The 17,482-nt window shown below is 66.7% G+C and carries 14 protein-coding genes; 8 read left to right on the forward strand and 6 right to left on the reverse strand.

Annotation, left to right across the window (positions count from 1 at the left end; genetic code table 11):
• The first annotated feature begins 66 nt into the window (after positions 1 to 66).
• The gene (locus BLU29_RS07210) at positions 67 to 639 is read left to right on the forward strand and encodes an OmpH family outer membrane protein (protein WP_091056288.1); all 573 of its coding nucleotides are present in this window, start codon (positions 67 to 69) and stop codon (positions 637 to 639) included.
• Between the two features lie 138 nt (positions 640 to 777).
• Here BLU29_RS07210 and BLU29_RS07215 read toward each other — a convergent pair whose 3' ends face one another.
• A complete protein-coding gene (locus BLU29_RS07215) occupies positions 778 to 2,118 on the reverse strand; it encodes a hypothetical protein (protein WP_091056289.1) in 1,341 nt (446 codons plus the stop codon).
• A gap of 86 nt (positions 2,119 to 2,204) precedes the next feature.
• Between BLU29_RS07215 and BLU29_RS17950 the strand changes: the two genes are divergently transcribed.
• A complete protein-coding gene (locus BLU29_RS17950) occupies positions 2,205 to 2,369 on the forward strand; it encodes a hypothetical protein (protein WP_157693696.1) in 165 nt (54 codons plus the stop codon).
• Positions 2,370 to 2,375: 6 nt separating this feature from the next.
• On the opposite strand, the gene BLU29_RS07220 is transcribed toward BLU29_RS17950, so the two are convergent.
• The gene (locus tag BLU29_RS07220; RefSeq protein WP_091056291.1) at positions 2,376 to 3,731 is read right to left on the reverse strand and encodes a 5'-nucleotidase C-terminal domain-containing protein; all 1,356 of its coding nucleotides are present in this window, start codon (positions 3,729 to 3,731) and stop codon (positions 2,376 to 2,378) included.
• A 111-nt stretch (positions 3,732 to 3,842) separates the two neighbouring features.
• Here BLU29_RS07220 and miaB point away from each other — a divergent pair, with 111 nt between their 5' ends.
• The 6 genes from miaB to BLU29_RS07250 all read left to right on the forward strand — a co-directional run bounded on the left by miaB (position 3,843) and on the right by BLU29_RS07250 (position 9,887).
• Entirely contained in the window at positions 3,843 to 5,207 is a 1,365-nt protein-coding gene (gene miaB / locus BLU29_RS07225; RefSeq protein ID WP_091056293.1) for a tRNA (N6-isopentenyl adenosine(37)-C2)-methylthiotransferase MiaB, read from the forward strand.
• A 70-nt stretch (positions 5,208 to 5,277) separates the two neighbouring features.
• On the forward strand, positions 5,278 to 5,823 hold the full coding sequence (locus BLU29_RS07230) for a hypothetical protein (RefSeq protein ID WP_231962326.1): 546 nt from the start codon (positions 5,278 to 5,280) through the stop codon (positions 5,821 to 5,823).
• 2 nt (positions 5,824 to 5,825) lie between these two features.
• Entirely contained in the window at positions 5,826 to 6,425 is a 600-nt protein-coding gene (locus BLU29_RS07235; RefSeq protein ID WP_091056296.1) for a guanylate kinase, read from the forward strand.
• Between the two features lie 45 nt (positions 6,426 to 6,470).
• Entirely contained in the window at positions 6,471 to 7,493 is a 1,023-nt protein-coding gene (locus BLU29_RS07240; protein ID WP_157693697.1) for a hypothetical protein, read from the forward strand.
• A gap of 228 nt (positions 7,494 to 7,721) precedes the next feature.
• The gene (locus BLU29_RS07245; protein WP_197677781.1) at positions 7,722 to 8,753 is read left to right on the forward strand and encodes an MBL fold metallo-hydrolase; all 1,032 of its coding nucleotides are present in this window, start codon (positions 7,722 to 7,724) and stop codon (positions 8,751 to 8,753) included.
• Between the two features lie 114 nt (positions 8,754 to 8,867).
• On the forward strand, positions 8,868 to 9,887 hold the full coding sequence (locus tag BLU29_RS07250; RefSeq protein ID WP_091056299.1) for a helix-turn-helix domain-containing protein: 1,020 nt from the start codon (positions 8,868 to 8,870) through the stop codon (positions 9,885 to 9,887).
• Positions 9,888 to 9,908: 21 nt separating this feature from the next.
• Here the strand turns inward: BLU29_RS07250 and BLU29_RS07255 are convergent, their stop codons facing one another.
• The 4 genes from BLU29_RS07255 to BLU29_RS07270 form a co-directional block, all read right to left on the reverse strand.
• Entirely contained in the window at positions 9,909 to 11,276 is a 1,368-nt protein-coding gene (locus BLU29_RS07255) for an alpha-amylase family glycosyl hydrolase (protein ID WP_091056301.1), read from the reverse strand.
• A gap of 4 nt (positions 11,277 to 11,280) precedes the next feature.
• Positions 11,281 to 12,729: an MFS transporter gene (locus BLU29_RS07260; RefSeq protein WP_091056303.1), complete on the reverse strand. Its 1,449-nt coding sequence runs from the start codon at positions 12,727 to 12,729 to the stop codon at positions 11,281 to 11,283.
• Positions 12,730 to 12,740: 11 nt separating this feature from the next.
• Positions 12,741 to 14,345 carry a 4-alpha-glucanotransferase gene (gene malQ, locus BLU29_RS07265; RefSeq protein WP_231962327.1) on the reverse strand — a complete coding sequence of 535 codons (1,605 nt, stop codon included), beginning with the start codon at positions 14,343 to 14,345 and terminating at the stop codon, positions 12,741 to 12,743.
• A 213-nt stretch (positions 14,346 to 14,558) separates the two neighbouring features.
• Positions 14,559 to 17,333: a TonB-dependent receptor gene (locus BLU29_RS07270; RefSeq protein WP_231962328.1), complete on the reverse strand. Its 2,775-nt coding sequence runs from the start codon at positions 17,331 to 17,333 to the stop codon at positions 14,559 to 14,561.
• Positions 17,334 to 17,482 lie beyond the last annotated feature (149 nt).

Genomic DNA, 17,482 nt, shown 5'->3' on the forward strand with positions numbered 1-17,482 from the left:
ACCTGGCAAGACGCGCACGATTTAACCTTTGCCAAAGCCCGGCGGAGGTCTACGTGTCAGCATCCCATGAAATTCGTCCGCCTTCTCTCCCTTCCTCTGCTGGCCACCGCCTTGCTCGCGCCGCTGTCGGCCCAGCCCGTCAAAACTCCCGTGATCAAGGCCGTCGAGCCGTCCCGCGTGGCCTTTGTCAACAGCGGCGCCTTCAGCGAGCCCGCCACCGGCATCAAGCAGCTCGTCAAGGTCCTCCAGGGCCTCGAGCTTGAGTTCAGCTCCCAGCAGAGCGAACTGTCGCTGTTGCAGGAGAAGCTCCGGACCGTTGCGGGCGAGCTCGCGAAGCTGCGCGCCGAGGCGACCCCCAACACCAAGGCCATCGAGGAGAAACAGACCGCCGGCCTCGCCCTGCAGCAGGAGCTCCAGCAGAAGTCCCAGGCCGCCCAGCAGGCCTACGGCCAGCGCCAGCAAGAGGCCCAGGGCCCGGTAAGCGCCGAGATCGGCAAGGAGTTGCACGCCTTCGCCACCGCCCGCGACATCACCCTGCTTTTCGACCTGGCCAAGCTAGGCGACGGCCTGATTGACGCCAAGCCCGAGGCCGACCTGACGGCCGATTTCATCGCCTACTACAACGCCAAGCACCCGTAAGGGATTTCGCGCGTCGTTGGTTCTAGTCCGGCCCGGCTCTACGCCGGGCCTTTTTGTTGGGAAAAACCACGACGGGGTCGCCGTGGCTCCAGTAATGGATGGAGCGCGGGCGACCTCGCCCGCGTTATCTTCAAACCCTCACGCCAGCTTCATGATCAGCGCGGCCGCGTCCGCCGCCTGCGCCGCGGGGGACGCGAGCCACGCGCTGGCGTGCTGGTAGGCGGCCGCGTCGGCCGGGCGGCCCTGCGCCTTGAGCCGCAGCAGCGCGGCCACGAGCGCCAGCTGGGCGCGGGCGGCGGCGGGATTGGCCTGCGCCGCCTGCAACAGGAGGTCCGTGCCGGCCGGCACCTGTTCGGGCGCGAGCGTGTCCTTTTCCCCGAGGAACAGCGTGAGCTCGGCGCCAAGCGCGTGCGCGTAGGCCAGCGGCGCCACCGGCACCGTGTAGGCCAGACCGTTGCCCGCGGGCAGGGCCGACCACTCCATGTAGGTCCGGATGATCTCCTGGAATTTTCCGAGCTCCTCGTCGGCGTTCGAGGGTGTCCAGCGCGCGGTGAACAGCTTCAGCTCGCGGTATTTTTTCACCTCCCAGATGCGGAGGCTGAGTTCGAAGTCGTCGTTGCGGTTCCGCAGGACGCCGGTGACGACATAGTCGAGCCCGCCTTCGACCGAGTCGTTCAGCTGACGGACGTTCTCCGCCACCCACTCCAGGGGAAAAAGCGCGTAGTGTTTCCGGTCGGACACAGCCACGGCGGCGATCGTGTCGTAACCCGCCCCGGCGGCGAAGGTGTCCGCAAACCACAGCGGCAGCCCGCGGCTCAGGCGGCCGAGAGAATCCTCCGGCTGCGCGGCCCGGGTGGCGGCATCCTCCAGACCCGGCAGGGCGCACTGGGCGAACGCCACGCGGCGGCGCTTCCCCTCCTTGCGCGGCAGCAGGTGCGGCGCCAGCGCCTCGAGCCCGTAGAACCAAATGGGTTTGCTGATGCTCACCAGGCCGACCTTGGGGACCTCCGCGGGCAGCGCCGTATTCGCGGCCTCGGTGTCGCTGACAAACAGCTCGGCCAGGGCGTTGGAAAAACCCACCAGCCGCGACTCCAGTTCGGGCCGGCGCAATTCAAAGAGCAGGTCGAGCAGGTGCTGGGCGGCGTCGGTGTTGCGGGTGACGAGATAGGCTTGCAGCAGATTGATGCCGGCGGCCGCCCCATGCCGCTGGGCGTCGTAGCGCGGGGCGAGCAGCTCGATGAGCTCATTCACGTTGCCCGCCGTGCCGAGGTCACCCGAGATGGTGACGAGCACGTCGGCCCGGTCGCCGGCGCCGGTCAGCACGGCCTCGTAGATGGCCATGGCGGCGGGCACGTCCTTCGCCTTCAGCTTTTCCCGCGCCGCCGCGAGTTGCGGCAGGACGCCGCCGGACGTGCCGGTTTTCTCTCCCGCCGGGGCGGGCTCGGGTTGGTCGGCGGGCTTGCGGTCGAAGAATCCCATGGAGGGCGAGCAAAGTAATCCCCGCCGCCAACGCGAGGCGCTTTTGTTGAAAGATGGGCTCCGGGGCCTCCGTTACGGGGACCCCCATGAAACCAGGCGCCATTGAAATCCTTCTCATCGTGCTGGGCCCGGTGGTCTTGGCGCTGATTGCGCTTTGGATCCGCGAGGCAATCGTCGACTGGTGCGCCCCCCGGCACCACCGCGCGGAAAACCGCCGCGGCAAGGTCCGCGGCCGGCGCGGGAATGACTGACGCGGCTCAAGATCGCGGCCAAGCGGACAGCACCGCCGCCTTCAGTTTCAGGACCGGCTGCTCCCGCCACGCAATGGCGGGCTCGCCAAAGTAGCGCGCCGTGTTTTTCGCCCCCCAGTCCGTGGTGGCAATGCGGTAGGTTTTGGCGGGGTCGATTTCCGCGGGACCGTCGGCAAAGGAGAACTCACCCCGCCGCTGTTCGAACGGCGTGTCCGGCCCGAGGTTGGCCGCCGCCAGCAGTTGTCGCAGCCGCGCCCCGTCCACCTCGGCGGTGAAGATCGCGCCATCGAAGCGCACGCAGGCGTCAAACTGCTCCCGCGTGACCCCGCCGGCCGGTAGTCCGGCACCAAAGGTGGTGTTGCCGATGAAGGCCGCGTCCACGCCGGCGGCGGCGCGCAACGCCCCGACCACCTGCCGCGCCGCCGCGGCCGGTCCGAGGGCTGCGGGGGTGCGGGCTACCAAGACCGTGTCTTCCGGCGTCAGGTATTTTTGCCGGGTCGCGCCAATCAGCGCGGCGAGTTCCGGATCGGCCGGGCCGTCCGGCTCGAGGCGTGTCTGCTCCACTTCCCAGCGCGGGGCGCCGGTGGCGTCGCGGTGCAGCCACGCGAGCGTCAGGTATTCGTTCCACGACCCGGAGTGGACATACACGCCGTGGTCAAACGGGTGCACAAAGCGCTGGTGGTCGTGTGCCCCGGCGAAAAGCGTGCCGGGCGGCACGAGCGGCAGCATGGCGCGGTCCGCCTTGATGCCGGCGTGGCTCAGCACGATCGGCAGCGGGGCCCCCGCGAGCAGAGCGGGAAAATTCGCCTGCGCCCAGACCACCGGGTCGGCGAGATCGAGCGAGGGCCGCACCGCCACGCGATAGGTGGCCAGGCTGTCGGTCGTCACGCCGACCACGACCGCCTCGGTGGCGCCGAGCCTGATCCTGGCCGAAGCCGGGGCGAACAGCTGTCCGGTGGCGCGATTGGTGATGTTGGTGACCACGGTGAGGCCGGCCGTTTGCAGCCGCGCCACGGTTTCCGCGAGGTCGTAGAATTCCGGCTCGTGGTTGCCGAGGTTGACGACGGTCGGGGCGCGGCGGGCGAGGGCGGCAAACATCGCAAAGTCCACCGCGCCCGCGCTGCGGCGCGCGACGATGTTGCCGTATTCGAGCGTATCGCCGTTGAGCAGGATGGCCAGCGGCAGGCCGGGATGTTCGGCCTTCAAGCGGTCCACCGCGGCCACCACCTGCGCCGTGCGGTCATAGGCCGAGTGCTGGTCGCCGGTGAGGATCACCAGTGCTTCCGGACCCGCCGCCCATCCGGGCAGCCCGAAGGCGAGCGACGGCAACAGCACCCAGGCGAGGCGGCGGAACAGGTTCACGCGGGACAGTTTGCGGGATCCGGAGCGAGGGCGGCAAGCCTTGCGTCCGGCCGGGCCGGTTTCCCGCGTTGACCGGGCGGGCGGGGCAGGTAGTTAAGGCCCTCTTCCCTCGTGAACCGGGTCCATATCAAAACCTACGGCTGCCAGATGAACGAGCGCGACAGCGAGGCCGTCGCGGCGTTGCTGCGCGCCCGGGGCTACCGCATCGTCGCGAACGAGGAGAACTGTGACGTGCTCCTGCTCAACACCTGTAGCGTGCGCGATGCCGCCGAGCAAAAGGCCATCGGCAAGGCCGCCCACCTCGCGGCCCGCAAGAAAAAGCAGCCCGACTTCGTCCTCGGGATCCTCGGTTGCATGGCGCAGAACCGCGGCGCCGAACTGCTCGACCGCCTGCCCGACGTCGACCTCATCGTCGGCACGCAGAAATTCCACCAGGTGCCGGGCTACCTCGACAATCTCCGGGCCGCACAGGCTGCGGGCGCGCCGATCGGCTCGACCATCATCGACATCGCCGAGGAGGCCGGTTCGCAGAACACCATCCGCGACCACGTGCTCGAGGCACAGCAGGTCTCGGCGTTCGTCTCGATCCAGCAGGGCTGCAACATGGATTGCGCCTTTTGCATCGTTCCGAAGACCCGCGGCGACGAGCGCTCGCGGCCGATGGACGACATCGTGCGCGAGTGCGAGCAGCTGGCGGAGCGCGGCGTGAAGGAAATCACCCTGCTCGGCCAGATCGTCACCAGCTACGGCCGGCGCGACTACGTCCACACGGGCGGGGTGACGCCCTTCGTGCAGCTGCTCGAGCGGGTGAACGCCATCCCCGGCCTCCAGCGCATCCGCTTCACCTCGCCGCACCCGCGCGGGTTCAAGGACGACCTGATCCAGGCCTACGGCCGGCTGGAAAAACTCTGCGAATACGTGCACCTGCCGCTCCAGTCGGGGTCCAACCGCATCCTGAAGGAAATGAACCGGCCCTATTCCCGCGAGCGCTACCTTGAAATCGTGTCGGCGCTCCGCGCCGTGCGGCCCGACATGTATTTTTCCACGGACGTCATCGTCGGGTTCCCCGGCGAGACGGAGGAGGACTTCGCGCAGACCCGCGAGCTGTTCGAGACCTGCAACTACGACATGGCCTACATCTTCAAATACTCGATCCGCACCGGCACGCCGGCCGCCACCCTGGCCGACCAGGTGCCCGACGCGGTGAAGGAGGAGCGGAACCAGGTTCTCCTCGGCCTGCTCGAGGCCAACTCCAACCGCCGCAACGCCACGCTGCTCGGCACCACCCAGGAAGTGCTGGTCGAGGGTCCGGACAAGAAGGACCTGCAATTCATGGGCCGCACCCGCGGCAACCGCATCGTCCACTTTGCCGCCGACGAACGGCTCATCGGCGCGCTGGCGCCGGTGAAGATCGAGCGCGCCTCGACCGCCGTGCTCTACGGCTCGCTGGCGCTCGCCGGCGTAGAAAACCCCTAGCCACAAAAATGCCCAAAAAGAGTTCTTCCGTTTTCGTGCCTTTTTGTGCCTTTTCGTGGCCATCCGTTTCATGAGTCTCTTCCTCGCCACACTCCTTCCCGGCCTCTTCGTCGCGCTGCTCGGCGCCGTGCTGCTCTGGAACAACTCCCTCGTGGGCTCGACCGCCAAGGCCTTGCCGCGGTCAAACCGCGGCGCCTGGCTGTTCTTCGGGGCCGGGGCCGTGTGGTTCATCTGGCGGTGCTCGCAGCTGAACGAGTCGGACCTGATCTTCTTCAAGACCCCCGGACCGGTGATGATCGGTTTCGGCGTGCTGGCCGTGCTGGCCTTCGTCTACACGCCGGACTTCCTGGCGGTGCGCGGGCTGTGCGTGCTGATGCTGCTCGCCGCCGAGCCATTGCTCTACGCTGCCTACATGGAATACTCGCACCCGCAGCGGCTGCTGATGGTCACCGCCGTCTACCTCGGCCTCGGCCTCGCGCTCTATCTGGCCGCGGCGCCCTACCGGCTGCGGGACTTTTTCGACTGGCTCTTCCAGCGGCCCTCGCGGGTCCGGCTGGTCGGCGCCATCCTGCTTTCCTACGGTCTGGCCACCGCCGCCGCCGCGTTCACCTATTGAGCATGCCCGTGCCGACCAAGACCGTGCTCCTGATCCTGGCCGGCCCCGCCGGCGTCGGCAAAAGCACGCTCTGCGACCGCCTCGTCGCCGAGGTCCCGGGTTTCGAGCGCGTCATCACCGCCACCACCCGGCCGCCCCGCCCGAACGAGGTGAACGGCCGCGACTATCACTTCCTGTCCGAACCGGAATTCGATGCGCGGCTTGCCGCCGGAGATTTTCTGGAATGGGCCTGGGTGCACCGCAAATACCGCTACGGCACGCTCAAGTCCGCCGTGCTCGACCGGCTGCCGCACACGAGCCTGGTCGCCAACGTGGACGTGCAGGGCGTGCGCAGCATCCGCGCCGCCGCGGCCCAGATGCCGCTGCTGCGCGAGCGGCTGGTCACGATCTTCGTCTCGCCCGACTCCCTCGAGGTGCTGCGCGAGCGCCTGCAGGGCCGCGGCGCCGTGACGGCCGAGGAGCTGGAGCGCCGGCTGCACAGTGCGGAGCTCGAGCTGGCGGAGCGCAATGCCTACGACTATGTGATCCACAGCGGCACCAAGGAGCAGGATTTCCGCGCGCTGCTGGCCTATTGGGCGCAGGCCCGGGCGAAACTGCGGTGATTGCTTTCGCATCCCATGGCCCGACGCCAACCCAAACTTCCTTCCGTGCCGCTGCCTGTCTGGCAGGAACTGCTCGTGGCGGCCAACGCGTTCCGGACCGCGCAGCCTTGGACCTGGCTGGACGATGCGGACATATTCGCCGTGATCGACGACGATGGCCGGCCTTGGTTCCCCTCGGTGCTCGGCTCCGCCGGGCTGGTCTTTGGTCTCGCCCTGCATCGCGGTGAATCCGGGCTGCGGTTCCTGGCCGAGACCGTGCCGGCACTGGAGGATTCACCGCGCGACGCCGCGTTCCTGCAGGACGCGCTGCTGCTCGAGTGGGGCGCGAAGCAGGATCTCGCCCCGGAGGATCTTTCCGTGCTCGCCGCGCTCGGCCATCGTCCACGCTCACGCGAGCGCCACGCCTGGCCTTCCTTCCGAAGCCATTCGCCCGGCTGGTTTCCGTGGCACTTTGATGAGGCGGAGGCGCGGGCCTTCACCGCCGGCACCCGGGCTCTCCTGGCCTGCGCGGAGCTGGCCCGCGGGCAGCCGGACTTCTTTGCGTCATGCGCCCTCGACGGGGCTGTGCTCCCCACGGTGACGATGGCGGCGACACGGCAGGGCCCGCTCCAAGCCGCCCAGATCGAGTGGCGGCGGTGGCTGTTGCCCCCTCTTCCCAGTCCGCCAGCGCCAACCGTGCCGCCCACGTGGCGGGCGTTGGCCGAACGGGCCAAGAATTCCCAGTGCGTGCTCGAATTCGACATTTTCCACGCGATGATACCATCTTCGGACGGTGGGCGGCCTTATTTCCCGCGCCTGGGCCTGATGGTCGATGGCAAAACCGGCTACATCTACACGATGGAGCTGGCCAGCCCCGACCGCGCTTGGGCCGACCTGGTCACGATCGTGTGGGAAAAGGCCCTGACCGCGCTGCGAGATCGCCCGGCGGTCATCGTCATTCGCCGGCCCGAATGGGTGATGGCGTTGCAACCGCTCGCCGACCGGCTGGATATCCGTCTGGAATTGGCCGATGAACTGCCTTTCATCGATGAAGCGCGCGATTCCATGGAGCGCCATCTAGGCGGCTGACCGGATGGCCGGCCGGAGTCCGCCAATACTAACGTCCCGTAGATTTGGATTCTACATCGATAAGGCGAAGCCGGACGCAGCCTTGGGGTGAAGCCTGTTTGGTTCGGGCCCTTGCGATGAGTTACCGTCCACGGCCTGAACCCGGCTAAAACCACGCCAAGGCATTCCGCCACGTTCCCACCCGAGGAGAGGCTTGCGCACGCGGGCAAGCTGGGCATGGTCCGCCGGATGCCAATTTCCCGCCGGGGATTCCTCCGCGCGACGACCACCGCCATGCCGACCGCTTTTCCCCGCAGCGACCATTGCGATGGCACGCATTTCTTCAATCCGGCGGGCCGGCTGCAAGCGCGCGGTTTCGCCCAATTGCCCCGCTGGTGGTATCAGCGGCTTGTCCAGGGCCAAGGTGAGCGCTGGCCGCGCACGGTGCCGGCGCCGCGAAAACCAATCCTGCCGGACGCCGTGCCCGCGGGTCGGGTCGCGGTCACTTTCATCGGGCATGCGACTTTCCTGCTGCAGCTGGCGGGCCTGAATATCCTGACGGATCCGGTCTTCGCCTCGCGCGCGGGGCCGTTCGGCCTGTTGGGTCCCAAGCGCGCCCGGCCGCCGGCGCTGCGGCTCGGGGAGCTGCCGCGCATCGATGTCGTGGTGCTCAGTCACAACCATTACGACCATCTGGACATCACCGCCCTGCGGTGGCTGGCCCGGCAGCACCGGCCGCGGATTGTCACGACGCTGGGCAACAAAGCCTGGCTGGAATCGCGCGGGGTGCACCGCGTGAGCGAGTTCGACTGGTGGCAGACCGGCGACGCCACGCCGGAGCTGGGCGTCGTCTGCACGCCGGCCCAGCATTTCGCGGCGCGGACGCCATGGGATGCGCGGCGGACGCTGTGGGGCGGGTTCCTGTTGCGCACGACCGCGGGCCAAATCCTGTTTGCCGGCGACTCGGGCTGGGCACCGCATTTCGCCGAGATCAACGTCCGGCTGGGCGCCCCGGAGCTCGCCCTGATTCCCATCGGGGCCTACGAACCCCGCTGGTTCATGGAAGCCGTGCACATGAATCCCGACGAGGCCGTCCGCGCCCACCGCGCGCTCGGTGCCCGGCAGTCGATCGGCATGCATTTCGGCACTTTCCAGCTCACGGATGAGGGCCTCGACGCCCCGCTGCACGGCCTGGCGGCGGCCCGCGCGGCGCAAGGGGTCTCCGCTGGGGAGTTTACGACATTGGACTTCGGCGAGACGCGGCTGTTGACGTTGCGTTGATCCCGGAGGACTGCCGCGGGATCATTTCCCGTTTGATGTTTCCGGCATTTGCGCGCATTGCTTCCGGCAACCCCAAGGATCCGGTCCGCCGACACACCGGCCCGGGACATCCCCATGTCTGCCCCAGGCGCGCCTCACGCTCTTTTCACCGCCCGCTCGATGAGCGCGCACAATCGCGCCGAAATGCGCGCGGCCTTCGACCAGGCGCTGAAACTGGTCGACCGCAACCGCCTGACGCTGCGCGTGCCCCATGAGCTCAAGCCGGTGCAGAACAAGCGCGGCATGCACTACCACTACCGGCCCGAGATCTTCCTCGGCCTGCAGGGGGCGACCAACTTCAGCTTTCCCCGCGAGAGTTTCCGGCTCGGGCCGGACGAGATGTGCATCATCCCCGCCGGCGTGCCGCACGGCGAGGTCGTGCACCCGGAACCGGACAAGCCCTTCCGCAACCTCGTGGCCGGCTTCTACAACAACACCCTCAGCCTGCACTTCGCGCACGAGGTGCGGTCCGGCAAGCCCGACATCGAGGTGATCGAGTTCTTTGACGCGCCCAACCTCGAGGTCTTCCTCACGCTGGCCAACACCACGGCGCAGACCCACAGCACGCAGGGCCCGGCGCGCGACGCCGTGCTCAAGGGCCTGCTCCTCGCCCTGCTCGGGCTCTTCCGCAACATCGTCGAGACCGGCACCGGCGGGCTCAACAGCGACATCGGGAAGGTCTTCCAGGCGAAATGCCTCGTGCGCGAGCAGTTCGCCAACGCCGAGCTCGGCGTGCAACACATCGCCGAGCTGCTCGGCTGCTCGCCCGACTACCTCTCCCACCTGTTCCACACCGAGACGAAGGAGCGGCTGACGCACTACATCCAGCGGATCCGCATCGACGGCGCCATCCTCGCGCTCGAGACCTCCACCCTGACGATCTCGGAGATCGCCTATGCCAGCGGTTTTTCCGACCCGGCCTACTTCGCCCGGGTGTTCAAGCAGCACAAGGGGACGACGCCCCAGGAATACCGCGCCCGGCTCGAGGCCCAGCGCCAGCTGCAGGACGAGCAGCCGAAGACGGTCTATCACGACCGGCTCGACTTCACCCACGGCGTACCGGCGGAGAAAACGGCGCCTTCAGTGGGAAAATAAGGCGGTTGAGGGCAACCGCTCCTACCGAACATAAATCCGGAAGCCCCACGGCGGCAGGGTGAGCCGCGTGCCGGCGTCCAGCGTCACTTTTTCGCCACTGAGGTATTCGGTGTAGGTGCCGGGAAAGAGGTCGTCTTTGAACGTCACGGTCTTGACGTCCTTGGTGAAGTTGAAAACGGCGAAGACCTTGTCGCGGTCGTTCTGCCGCACGAAGCTGAACACCCCGGCATCGTTCGGCACCTGGACCATGAGGGCGCCCCAGTGCGCGTTCCACAGCGCGGTGTTGGCGTGCTTGAGCGCGAAGAGCCGGCGGTAGAGTTCGCCGTTGGGGTGCTGGCGCCACTCGATGGGATCCTTCTCGAAGAATTTCAGGCGCTTGGGATTGCCCGCTTCCTGACCGTTATACATCAGCGGCATGCCGTTGCCCACGACGGACAGGGCGATGGTGGCGGGCAATGCGTCGCCGAACTGCTCGAACTCCGTGCCGTCCCAGGAATTCTTGTCGTGATTGCTGACGAAGGTCATGCGGAAGATGTCCGCCGGGAAGAAGCCCTCGTCCCACGCGTAGTAGCCGGAGAGGGCGCCGGCGTCGGCCTTGCCCTTGGCGATGTTGACCATGTCGTCATACCAGCTCCAGGCGTAGGTCATGTCGAAGGCCTCGGCGTGGAGGTCGCGCGTCTCCCATTCGGCGAGCATGAAGACGGGCTTGATCGCATCGAGCTCCTTGCGGGCGTTGTTCCAGAAATCCACGGGCACGAAGCCCGCCACGTCGCAGCGATAGCCGTCGACGTCGGCCTCGCGCACCCAATATTTCAGGGCGTCGGTCATGTATTTCCGCAAGCCCGGCGAACGGTAGTCGAGATTGATGATGTCGTCCCAGTCAAACCACGGGGTCGGGCGGAAGTGTCCCTGATGATCGTGCTGATACCAGTCGGGGTGCTCGGTCGCGAGCGGGTTGTCCCACGCGGTGTGGTTGGCCACCCAGTCGAGGATCACATGGAAGCCCTGGGCGTGGGCTGCGGCGACGAAATGCTTCAGGTCGGCGAGCGTGCCGAACTCGGGGTTGACGCCGAGGTAGTCCTGCACGGCGTAGGGGCTGCCGAGCGTGCCTTTGCGGTTCTTCACGCCGATCGGGTGGACCGGCATGAGCCAGAGGATGTCGACGTTGAGCGCCTTGAGGCGGGGCAGCTGTGCTTCCGCGGCGCGGAAGGTGCCCTCGGGGGTGAACTGCCGGGTGTTGATCTGGTAGATCGTGGCGTTCTTCGCCCATTCCGGGTGCTTCAGCTTCACGTAGGGCTGTGGCTGGTAGGGATCGGTGGCGGCCGCGCGACCGGCCAGCGGCAACACCGCCAGCAGCGCGCCAAGGAGGAATGACAGGGCTCGTTTCATAAAATCACGTCCCTGCCTTGGGCTGGTCGGCCGGCACCCAGACGAGGGCCACCGCGGCCACCAGCATGGACGCCCCGCCGAGCATGACGACTTTCACCGGGTCGTTGTGGAAGACCTGCCGGACCACGGGTTCGAGGGTCAGCGAGGCCAGGATTTCCGGCAGCACGATGAAGAAATTGAAGATGCCCATGTAGACGCCCATCCGCGCCGCGGGCAGCGCGCTGCTCAGCATGGCGTAGGGCATGGCGAGGATGCTCGCCCACGCGACACCCACCCCGATCATCGTGCATTGCCAGAGGGTGCGATCGTGGATGAATCCCGTCGCGAGCAGACTCGCGCCGCCGAGCACCAGCGCGAGGCCGTGGACCTGCCGGCGGCCGATCTTCGCCGCGAGCGGGGCCAGCAGGAACGCCACGAGGAAACACACGATGGAATACCAAGCGAAGGTCTGGCCGCCGAACAGCGTGCCCTGGTCGAAGGCGGGGGATTGCGGGTCGGTGGTCCCGAAGACCTGCTGCGCCGTGGCCAGGCTGAACATCATCCACATGCAGAACAGTCCGAGCCAGGTGAAGAATTGGACCACGGCGAGCCGCTTCATGGTCACGGGCATCTCGCGCAGGGCGGCGGAAACCTCGGGTCCGCTCAGCACCGCGCCGATGATTGCGCCGATGACCGCGCCGCCCAGCGGCTGCCAGAGACCGAGGGCCCCGTCCACCAGCACGCCGCGAGACACGCCGAACAGCAGGCCCAGCAGGGCGCCGCCACCGACATAATTCGGCTGCAGCTTGTAGCGCTTGTGCTCACGCTTCTTGCGCAGGAACTCCGCCATGTCCTCGGGCGGAAACTCCGGGGTCGTGATGACCGTGTAGAGCACCGCGAGGAGAAACGCGGCGGCCCCGAGCTTGAAGGCGTATTGGACGGCGAGCGGGACCCCGTTGGCCGCGTTGCCGTGCACGCCGAAGTGTCCGAAGAGGGTGGGGAGGGCGTTCGCCACCGCCGCGCCGATACCGATGAAAAAGCTCTGCATGACAAAGCCGAGCGTGCGCTGCTCGTCCGGCAGCTTGTCGGCCACAAACGCGCGGAACGGCTCCATGCTCACGTTGATGCTCGTGTCGAGCACCCAGAGCATCGCCGCCGCCGCCCAGAGCGCGGGCGCGTCCGGCATGAAGAACAGGGCCACGCTGGCGAGGATCGCCCCGACCAGAAAATAGGGCCGGCGGCGGCCGAGCTTCGTCCAGGTGCGGTCGCTCATGGCCCCGATGATGGGCTGCACGATCAGGCCGGTCATCGGACCGGCGAGCCAGAGCAGGGGGATCTTGGAGGCGTCCGCCCCGAGCTTCGCGTAGATCGCGCTCATGTTCGCCAGCTGGAGCCCGAAGCCGAACTGGATCCCGAGGAAACCGAAGCTCATGTTCCAGATGGCCGGCAGCGAAAGGGAGCGAAGGGGTCTCATGAATGAGGCGGTCAGTGCCCGGGGGGTTCGCTGAAGTCCCGCAGAGGGCGGTCGCCGGTGCGGTCGTAAAGCTTGATCCAATGGCTGAGCTTGGCGGATTTTTCACCGGAGAGGGCCGAGAGCCCGGCCGTGGTGAAGCGCCACTGCCAGTTGCCCTCATTGGTACCCGGGCGGTTCAGGGTGGCCGAGGCGGGCAGGTCGAGCAAGTCCTGCATCGGGATCACCGCCAGGCGCGAAGGCGTGGCCAGGACCGCCCGGATGAGCGGCCAGGCCGAGCGGGCGCCGCCGAGCTGATAGTAATCGTCCACCAGGGACGCGAGGGCCGTCGGAAGAGTTTCCAGCCAGCCGCGGGTCGTGACGTTGTCATGCGTGCCGGTGTAAGCGACGCTGTCGGGCGGGTAGAAGTGCGGCAGGTTGACGTTGTTGGCGTCGTGGCCGTAGGCGAACTGCAGCACCTTCATGCCCGGCAGGCCGGCGGCGCGGCGCAGTTCCACCACCTCGGGCCCGATGTAGCCGAGGTCCTCGGCGATGATGCGGGCCGCCGGCAGCGCGGCCCGGATCGCGTGGAAGAAGGCGCGACCCGGACCCTTCAGCCAGCGTCCGCCCCGAGCGTCGGGCGCGCCGGCGGGAATCTCCCAGTAGGTGTCAAAGCCGCGAAAGTGGTCCAGCCGGATGATGTCGTAGAGTTCGAACGCAGCGCGCAGCCGGTCGATCCACCAGTCGTAGCCGGTGTGCGCGAGGTGATCCCAATCGTAGAGCGGGTTGCCCCAGAGCTGGCCGGAGGCGGAGAAATAATCGGGCGGGACGCCGGCGACCGCCAGCGGCTGGCCGTGGGCATCGAGCCGAAAGACGGCGCGGTTCTGCCAAGTATCGGCGCTGTCGAGGGCGACGAAGATCGGCACGTCGCCGATGATGCCGACGCCGCGCCCGGCGGCGTGGCGGCGGAGCCGGTCCCACTGGCCGAAGAACACGTATTGGTAGAAGGCGTGCCGGTCGGCCTCGCGGCGGACGCTCTCCGGGGCGGTGGCGCGGAGCGCGCCGTTCCACTGGCGGTATTGCTCCGGCCAGGTGGGCCAGGCGCGGCCGCCAAAATGCGCCTTCAAGGCCATGAAGTCGGCGAAGGGCTCGAGCCAGTCAGCGTGCTCGCGGCAAAATTCCCGCAGCGACGAGTCGAACCCGCCGAGCCGCTCTGCCCCGGAAGCGGCAAAACGGTCGTGGGCGCGGGCCAGCACGGGCCAGAAGATCTCGTAGAGCCGGCCGTAGTCCACGCTGCCCGCCGGCAGCGCGCGCAACGGGGCCAGGTCCGCGGCCTCGAGCAACCCGGCGGCCTGCAGCTCGCCGAGGTCGATGAAATACGGGTTGCCCGCCCGGCCCGAAAACAGCTGGTAGGGTGAATCGCCGTAGCCGGTCGGGCCGATGGGGCAGATCTGCCAGTAGCGCACCCGGGTCTCGGCGAGGAAGTCCACGAAGGCCCGCGCGCCGGGCCCGAGGTTGCCGATGCCGTAGGCCCCGGGCAGCGAGGAGACGTGAGCCAGCACCCCGGCAGTGCGGGTGGTGAGCCAGCTGTGCGGCGGATGGTCCATGGTCGGCGTATCCTGGGGGGCGGCGAGCAGCACGGGAGTCAGGTTTCGCGCGCTGGCGGCTGACGGCGACCCCCAACCCCAAGGATGGGCCGTTCGCCAGCGCGCGAAAGGAAGGGGCGGTGCGCCCGGCACGCACGGATAACCGGAGACTCCAGGACGTGCACGGGGGCGGTGGGTCGAGAGTGAAAGCGGCCACCAGTTTTGCGCTGGTGGCCGCGGGGATTCGGACGGAGTGGTGCCGCCCGATCAGAACTTATAGGAAGCGCCGAAGGAGTAAGAGGCGCCGTATTTCTGGTAGTTGATGACCTGGCGCGGATCGCCGCTGTTGAAGGTGATCAACGGCTCGTTGTTCAGATTGTAGGCCTGCAGATAGAAGCTCAGCCCTTTGAGCTGGCCCGACTGCATGGTATAGCCGACCTGAGCGTCCACGACTTTTTCCGGCTGGGTCACCGCGAAATCGCCATTGGGGTGCACGTCACCCTTGAAGTTGGGCACGCCGAACGTGGTGATGTAGGCGCGATAATCCGAGCGATACCGTTCGCTGATGCGGGCCGAGAACCCCTTGTGCTCGTAGTAGAACGTCACGTTGGCGACTTTCCGCGACAGGCCGGAGATGGGCGCGGTCCCGTTGCCGGGGCCCCACGGCTCGACATTGCTGTCCGTGTAGGCGCCACCCATCACCAGGCCAAAACCCTTGAAGGCCGGGCTGATCAGCTCGCTCGCCAGCGACAGGGTGAATTCCAAACCCTTGATGGAACCGCCCTGCCCGTTCACGGGATGGCTGGTCGGGCCTTGGGTGAGCGTCGGCGCCGGGCCGGTAAGGACGGGGTAGCCGGTGAAATCCTGCAGCGCCGTCTGTTCGTAGATGTAATTGAGGAGCTTCTTGTCGAAGAGCGCCAGCGAGACGTAGCCCTTGTTGCCCTTGAAATATTTGTCGAAGGCAAGGTCGATGGAATCTGACTTCCACGGCTTGAGCTGCGGATTGCCGCCATCGCCGCTCCACGGGCTGTTCTTGAGATCGGTCATGCCCGCGTTGGTGGAATTGTAGCTCCACGTGCGCGAGGCCCTCATGTCATACATGCGCGGCCGGGCGATCTGGCGCGCCACGCTGAAGCGGATGTACGTCAGCTCCGCCGGCATGAAGTTCAGGTTCAGGCTGGGCGCGGCGTCGGTGTACTTGGCGCCGTCAGTAACCGGCGTCAAGGTGTTGCCGTTCGCGGAGTATCCCTTCGAGGACTGGTCGACGTTGATCACCTGGAGACCCACGTTGCCGGTGAGCGGCATCCCGTTAATCTTGTGATCGATGTCGAACTGAACGTAGGGCCGGGTGATTTTCTCGGTCACCTGCCAGCGGTTGGCGACGATCCCGGTGTCGTTGTTGGGATAGAAACTCAGGGTGCCGTTGTCCACCAGCGCCTGCGGGTTATAGGCCGCGATGCCCTTGATCCCGAGGAAGCTCATGTCCGTGATGCCGATCACCGGGGGATACGGATCCTGGGATTTGCCGTCGGTCAGGTAAACCCAGCCGGAGGGGCCTTCGCCGTCCCGCTTGTAGCGGTCGGAATAGCTGACGCCGAATTCCATGTTGCTGAAGAAATTCTTCAGCTCGTGCTTGGTCAAAAGCTTGAGCTGGCCGAGCTCGTCCTTCGATCGGAAATACTTGAGGTAGCCCGGGCCGGCGACGCCGGGGGTCGGACTGTTGCCCCAACCTTCCGGATCCGTCAGGAAAAACTGGCTGGCGTTCGTATAATCCAGGCCCGTCGTGATCTTTGGCACCGCGCCCGGGAACAGCTGGATGGTCATCGTATCGCCTGCGTCCGAACGATGATAACCGAGGCCCGACCAGGTTTCCAGGTTCTCATCCGAGCGGGTGACCTTGGAGAAGCCCATGTCGAAGATCGTCGTCCAGCCGGTGCCGTCACCGAACTTGAGGTTCCAACCACCGGCGTAGAGATCGTCTTTCCGCTGGAAGGTGTCGTTGCGGATGTTGGGGTGCGCCCCGGTATAGGTGCTCGAGGAGAGGTAGCCGTTGGTCGCCGTGTAAGCGGTTTCCGTCGTTCCGGTGCCCCAGCCGGGCCACAGGGGAATTTCCATGCCGCGCAGGAGCTGCTTCTCGTCGAACTTCGAGGAATAGAAATCAATCGTGCTGTGGACGAAGCTGTTGGGCTTGTATTCGATCACGCCCATGATGCCGTCGCGCTTCAGATTGCTGGTGCGGACATAGGATTTCGTGCCACCCAGGGCAAAATTGCCGGCCGCATCGGTGGCGTAGCCCCAGGCCTGGAATTGCTGGCCCTCGAACGGTGTGTCCGTGTGGGAGTAACCCAGCGCGATGCCCAGCTTGCCGTCATCAAACTGGTCGATGTAGGCGACGTTGAACCGGTTGCCGTCCTTCTTGGCCCCGGGGGTGAGCTGGCCCAATTGGGTCGTCTGGTAATAGCCGCTCACGGCGATGGTCCGGCCGGTCTTGCTCAAAGGCTGCACCGTTTGCAGATCGATGGTGCCGGCCAGACCCTGGCCGGTCAGGTCCGCCGCCGCGGTCTTGTAGACCACGACTGAATTCAACAGCTCGGCCGGATATTGGTCGAATTCCACGCCCCGATTCAGGCTGGTGGAAACCTGCTCGCGGCCGTTGAGCATGGCGGTGCTGAAATCACCGGTCAGGCCGCGGATGCTGATCTGCTGGCTGCGGCCGTTGGTGCGCTGCGTGGCCAGGCCGGTCAGGCGCGTGAGGGAGTCGGCGATGCTGACGTCGGGCAGCTTGCCGATGTCTTCCGACATGATGACTTCGACGATATTCTGGCTGTTCTGCTTGGCCTCGGCCGCGGCGGCGAGACTGCCGCTGAAACCGGCCTTGACCGTGAATTTTTCCAACTCGACGACCTTGTCTTTGTCGGGCGTGGTGTCGTCCTTGGCGGTTGGCGCCGTCTGCTGGGCGAGGCCCAGTGAGCTGGCGAAGGCAATAGCGGCGAGGAGGCTCGCGCTACGCGTCAATCGGGGGAGGGGGTTCAGGGGTTGCATGGTGTGTCTGGTAGTTCAGGGATGAACAATGAACAGGGTAGGAGGCGTACCGGGGGAGTGCGCCGTGTGTGGGGTCAAAATCGTCCAGCCCAGCCCGCGGCGCGAATCGCAAACCACCCAAAAAACTGCGATGGGTTGGAAAACTCTTA

It is taken from the genome of Opitutus sp. GAS368 (assembly GCF_900104925.1).
GTDB lineage: Bacteria > Verrucomicrobiota > Verrucomicrobiia > Opitutales > Opitutaceae > Lacunisphaera.

What these genes read in the sequence shown, in the direction of transcription:
- BLU29_RS07270 (WP_231962328.1), bottom strand. Translation starts at nt 17,333, where the DNA reads ATGCAACCCCTGAACCCCCTCCCCCGATTGACGCGTAGCGCGAGCCTC.
- BLU29_RS07245 (WP_197677781.1), top strand. Translation starts at nt 7,722, where the DNA reads ATGCCAATTTCCCGCCGGGGATTCCTCCGCGCGACGACCACCGCCATG.
- BLU29_RS07210 (WP_091056288.1), top strand. Translation starts at nt 67, where the DNA reads ATGAAATTCGTCCGCCTTCTCTCCCTTCCTCTGCTGGCCACCGCCTTG.
- BLU29_RS07215 (WP_091056289.1), bottom strand. Translation starts at nt 2,118, where the DNA reads ATGGGATTCTTCGACCGCAAGCCCGCCGACCAACCCGAGCCCGCCCCG.
- BLU29_RS17950 (WP_157693696.1), top strand. Translation starts at nt 2,205, where the DNA reads ATGAAACCAGGCGCCATTGAAATCCTTCTCATCGTGCTGGGCCCGGTG.
- BLU29_RS07250 (WP_091056299.1), top strand. Translation starts at nt 8,868, where the DNA reads ATGTCTGCCCCAGGCGCGCCTCACGCTCTTTTCACCGCCCGCTCGATG.
- BLU29_RS07230 (WP_231962326.1), top strand. Translation starts at nt 5,278, where the DNA reads ATGAGTCTCTTCCTCGCCACACTCCTTCCCGGCCTCTTCGTCGCGCTG.
- BLU29_RS07260 (WP_091056303.1), bottom strand. Translation starts at nt 12,729, where the DNA reads ATGAGACCCCTTCGCTCCCTTTCGCTGCCGGCCATCTGGAACATGAGC.
- BLU29_RS07235 (WP_091056296.1), top strand. Translation starts at nt 5,826, where the DNA reads ATGCCCGTGCCGACCAAGACCGTGCTCCTGATCCTGGCCGGCCCCGCC.
- BLU29_RS07255 (WP_091056301.1), bottom strand. Translation starts at nt 11,276, where the DNA reads ATGAAACGAGCCCTGTCATTCCTCCTTGGCGCGCTGCTGGCGGTGTTG.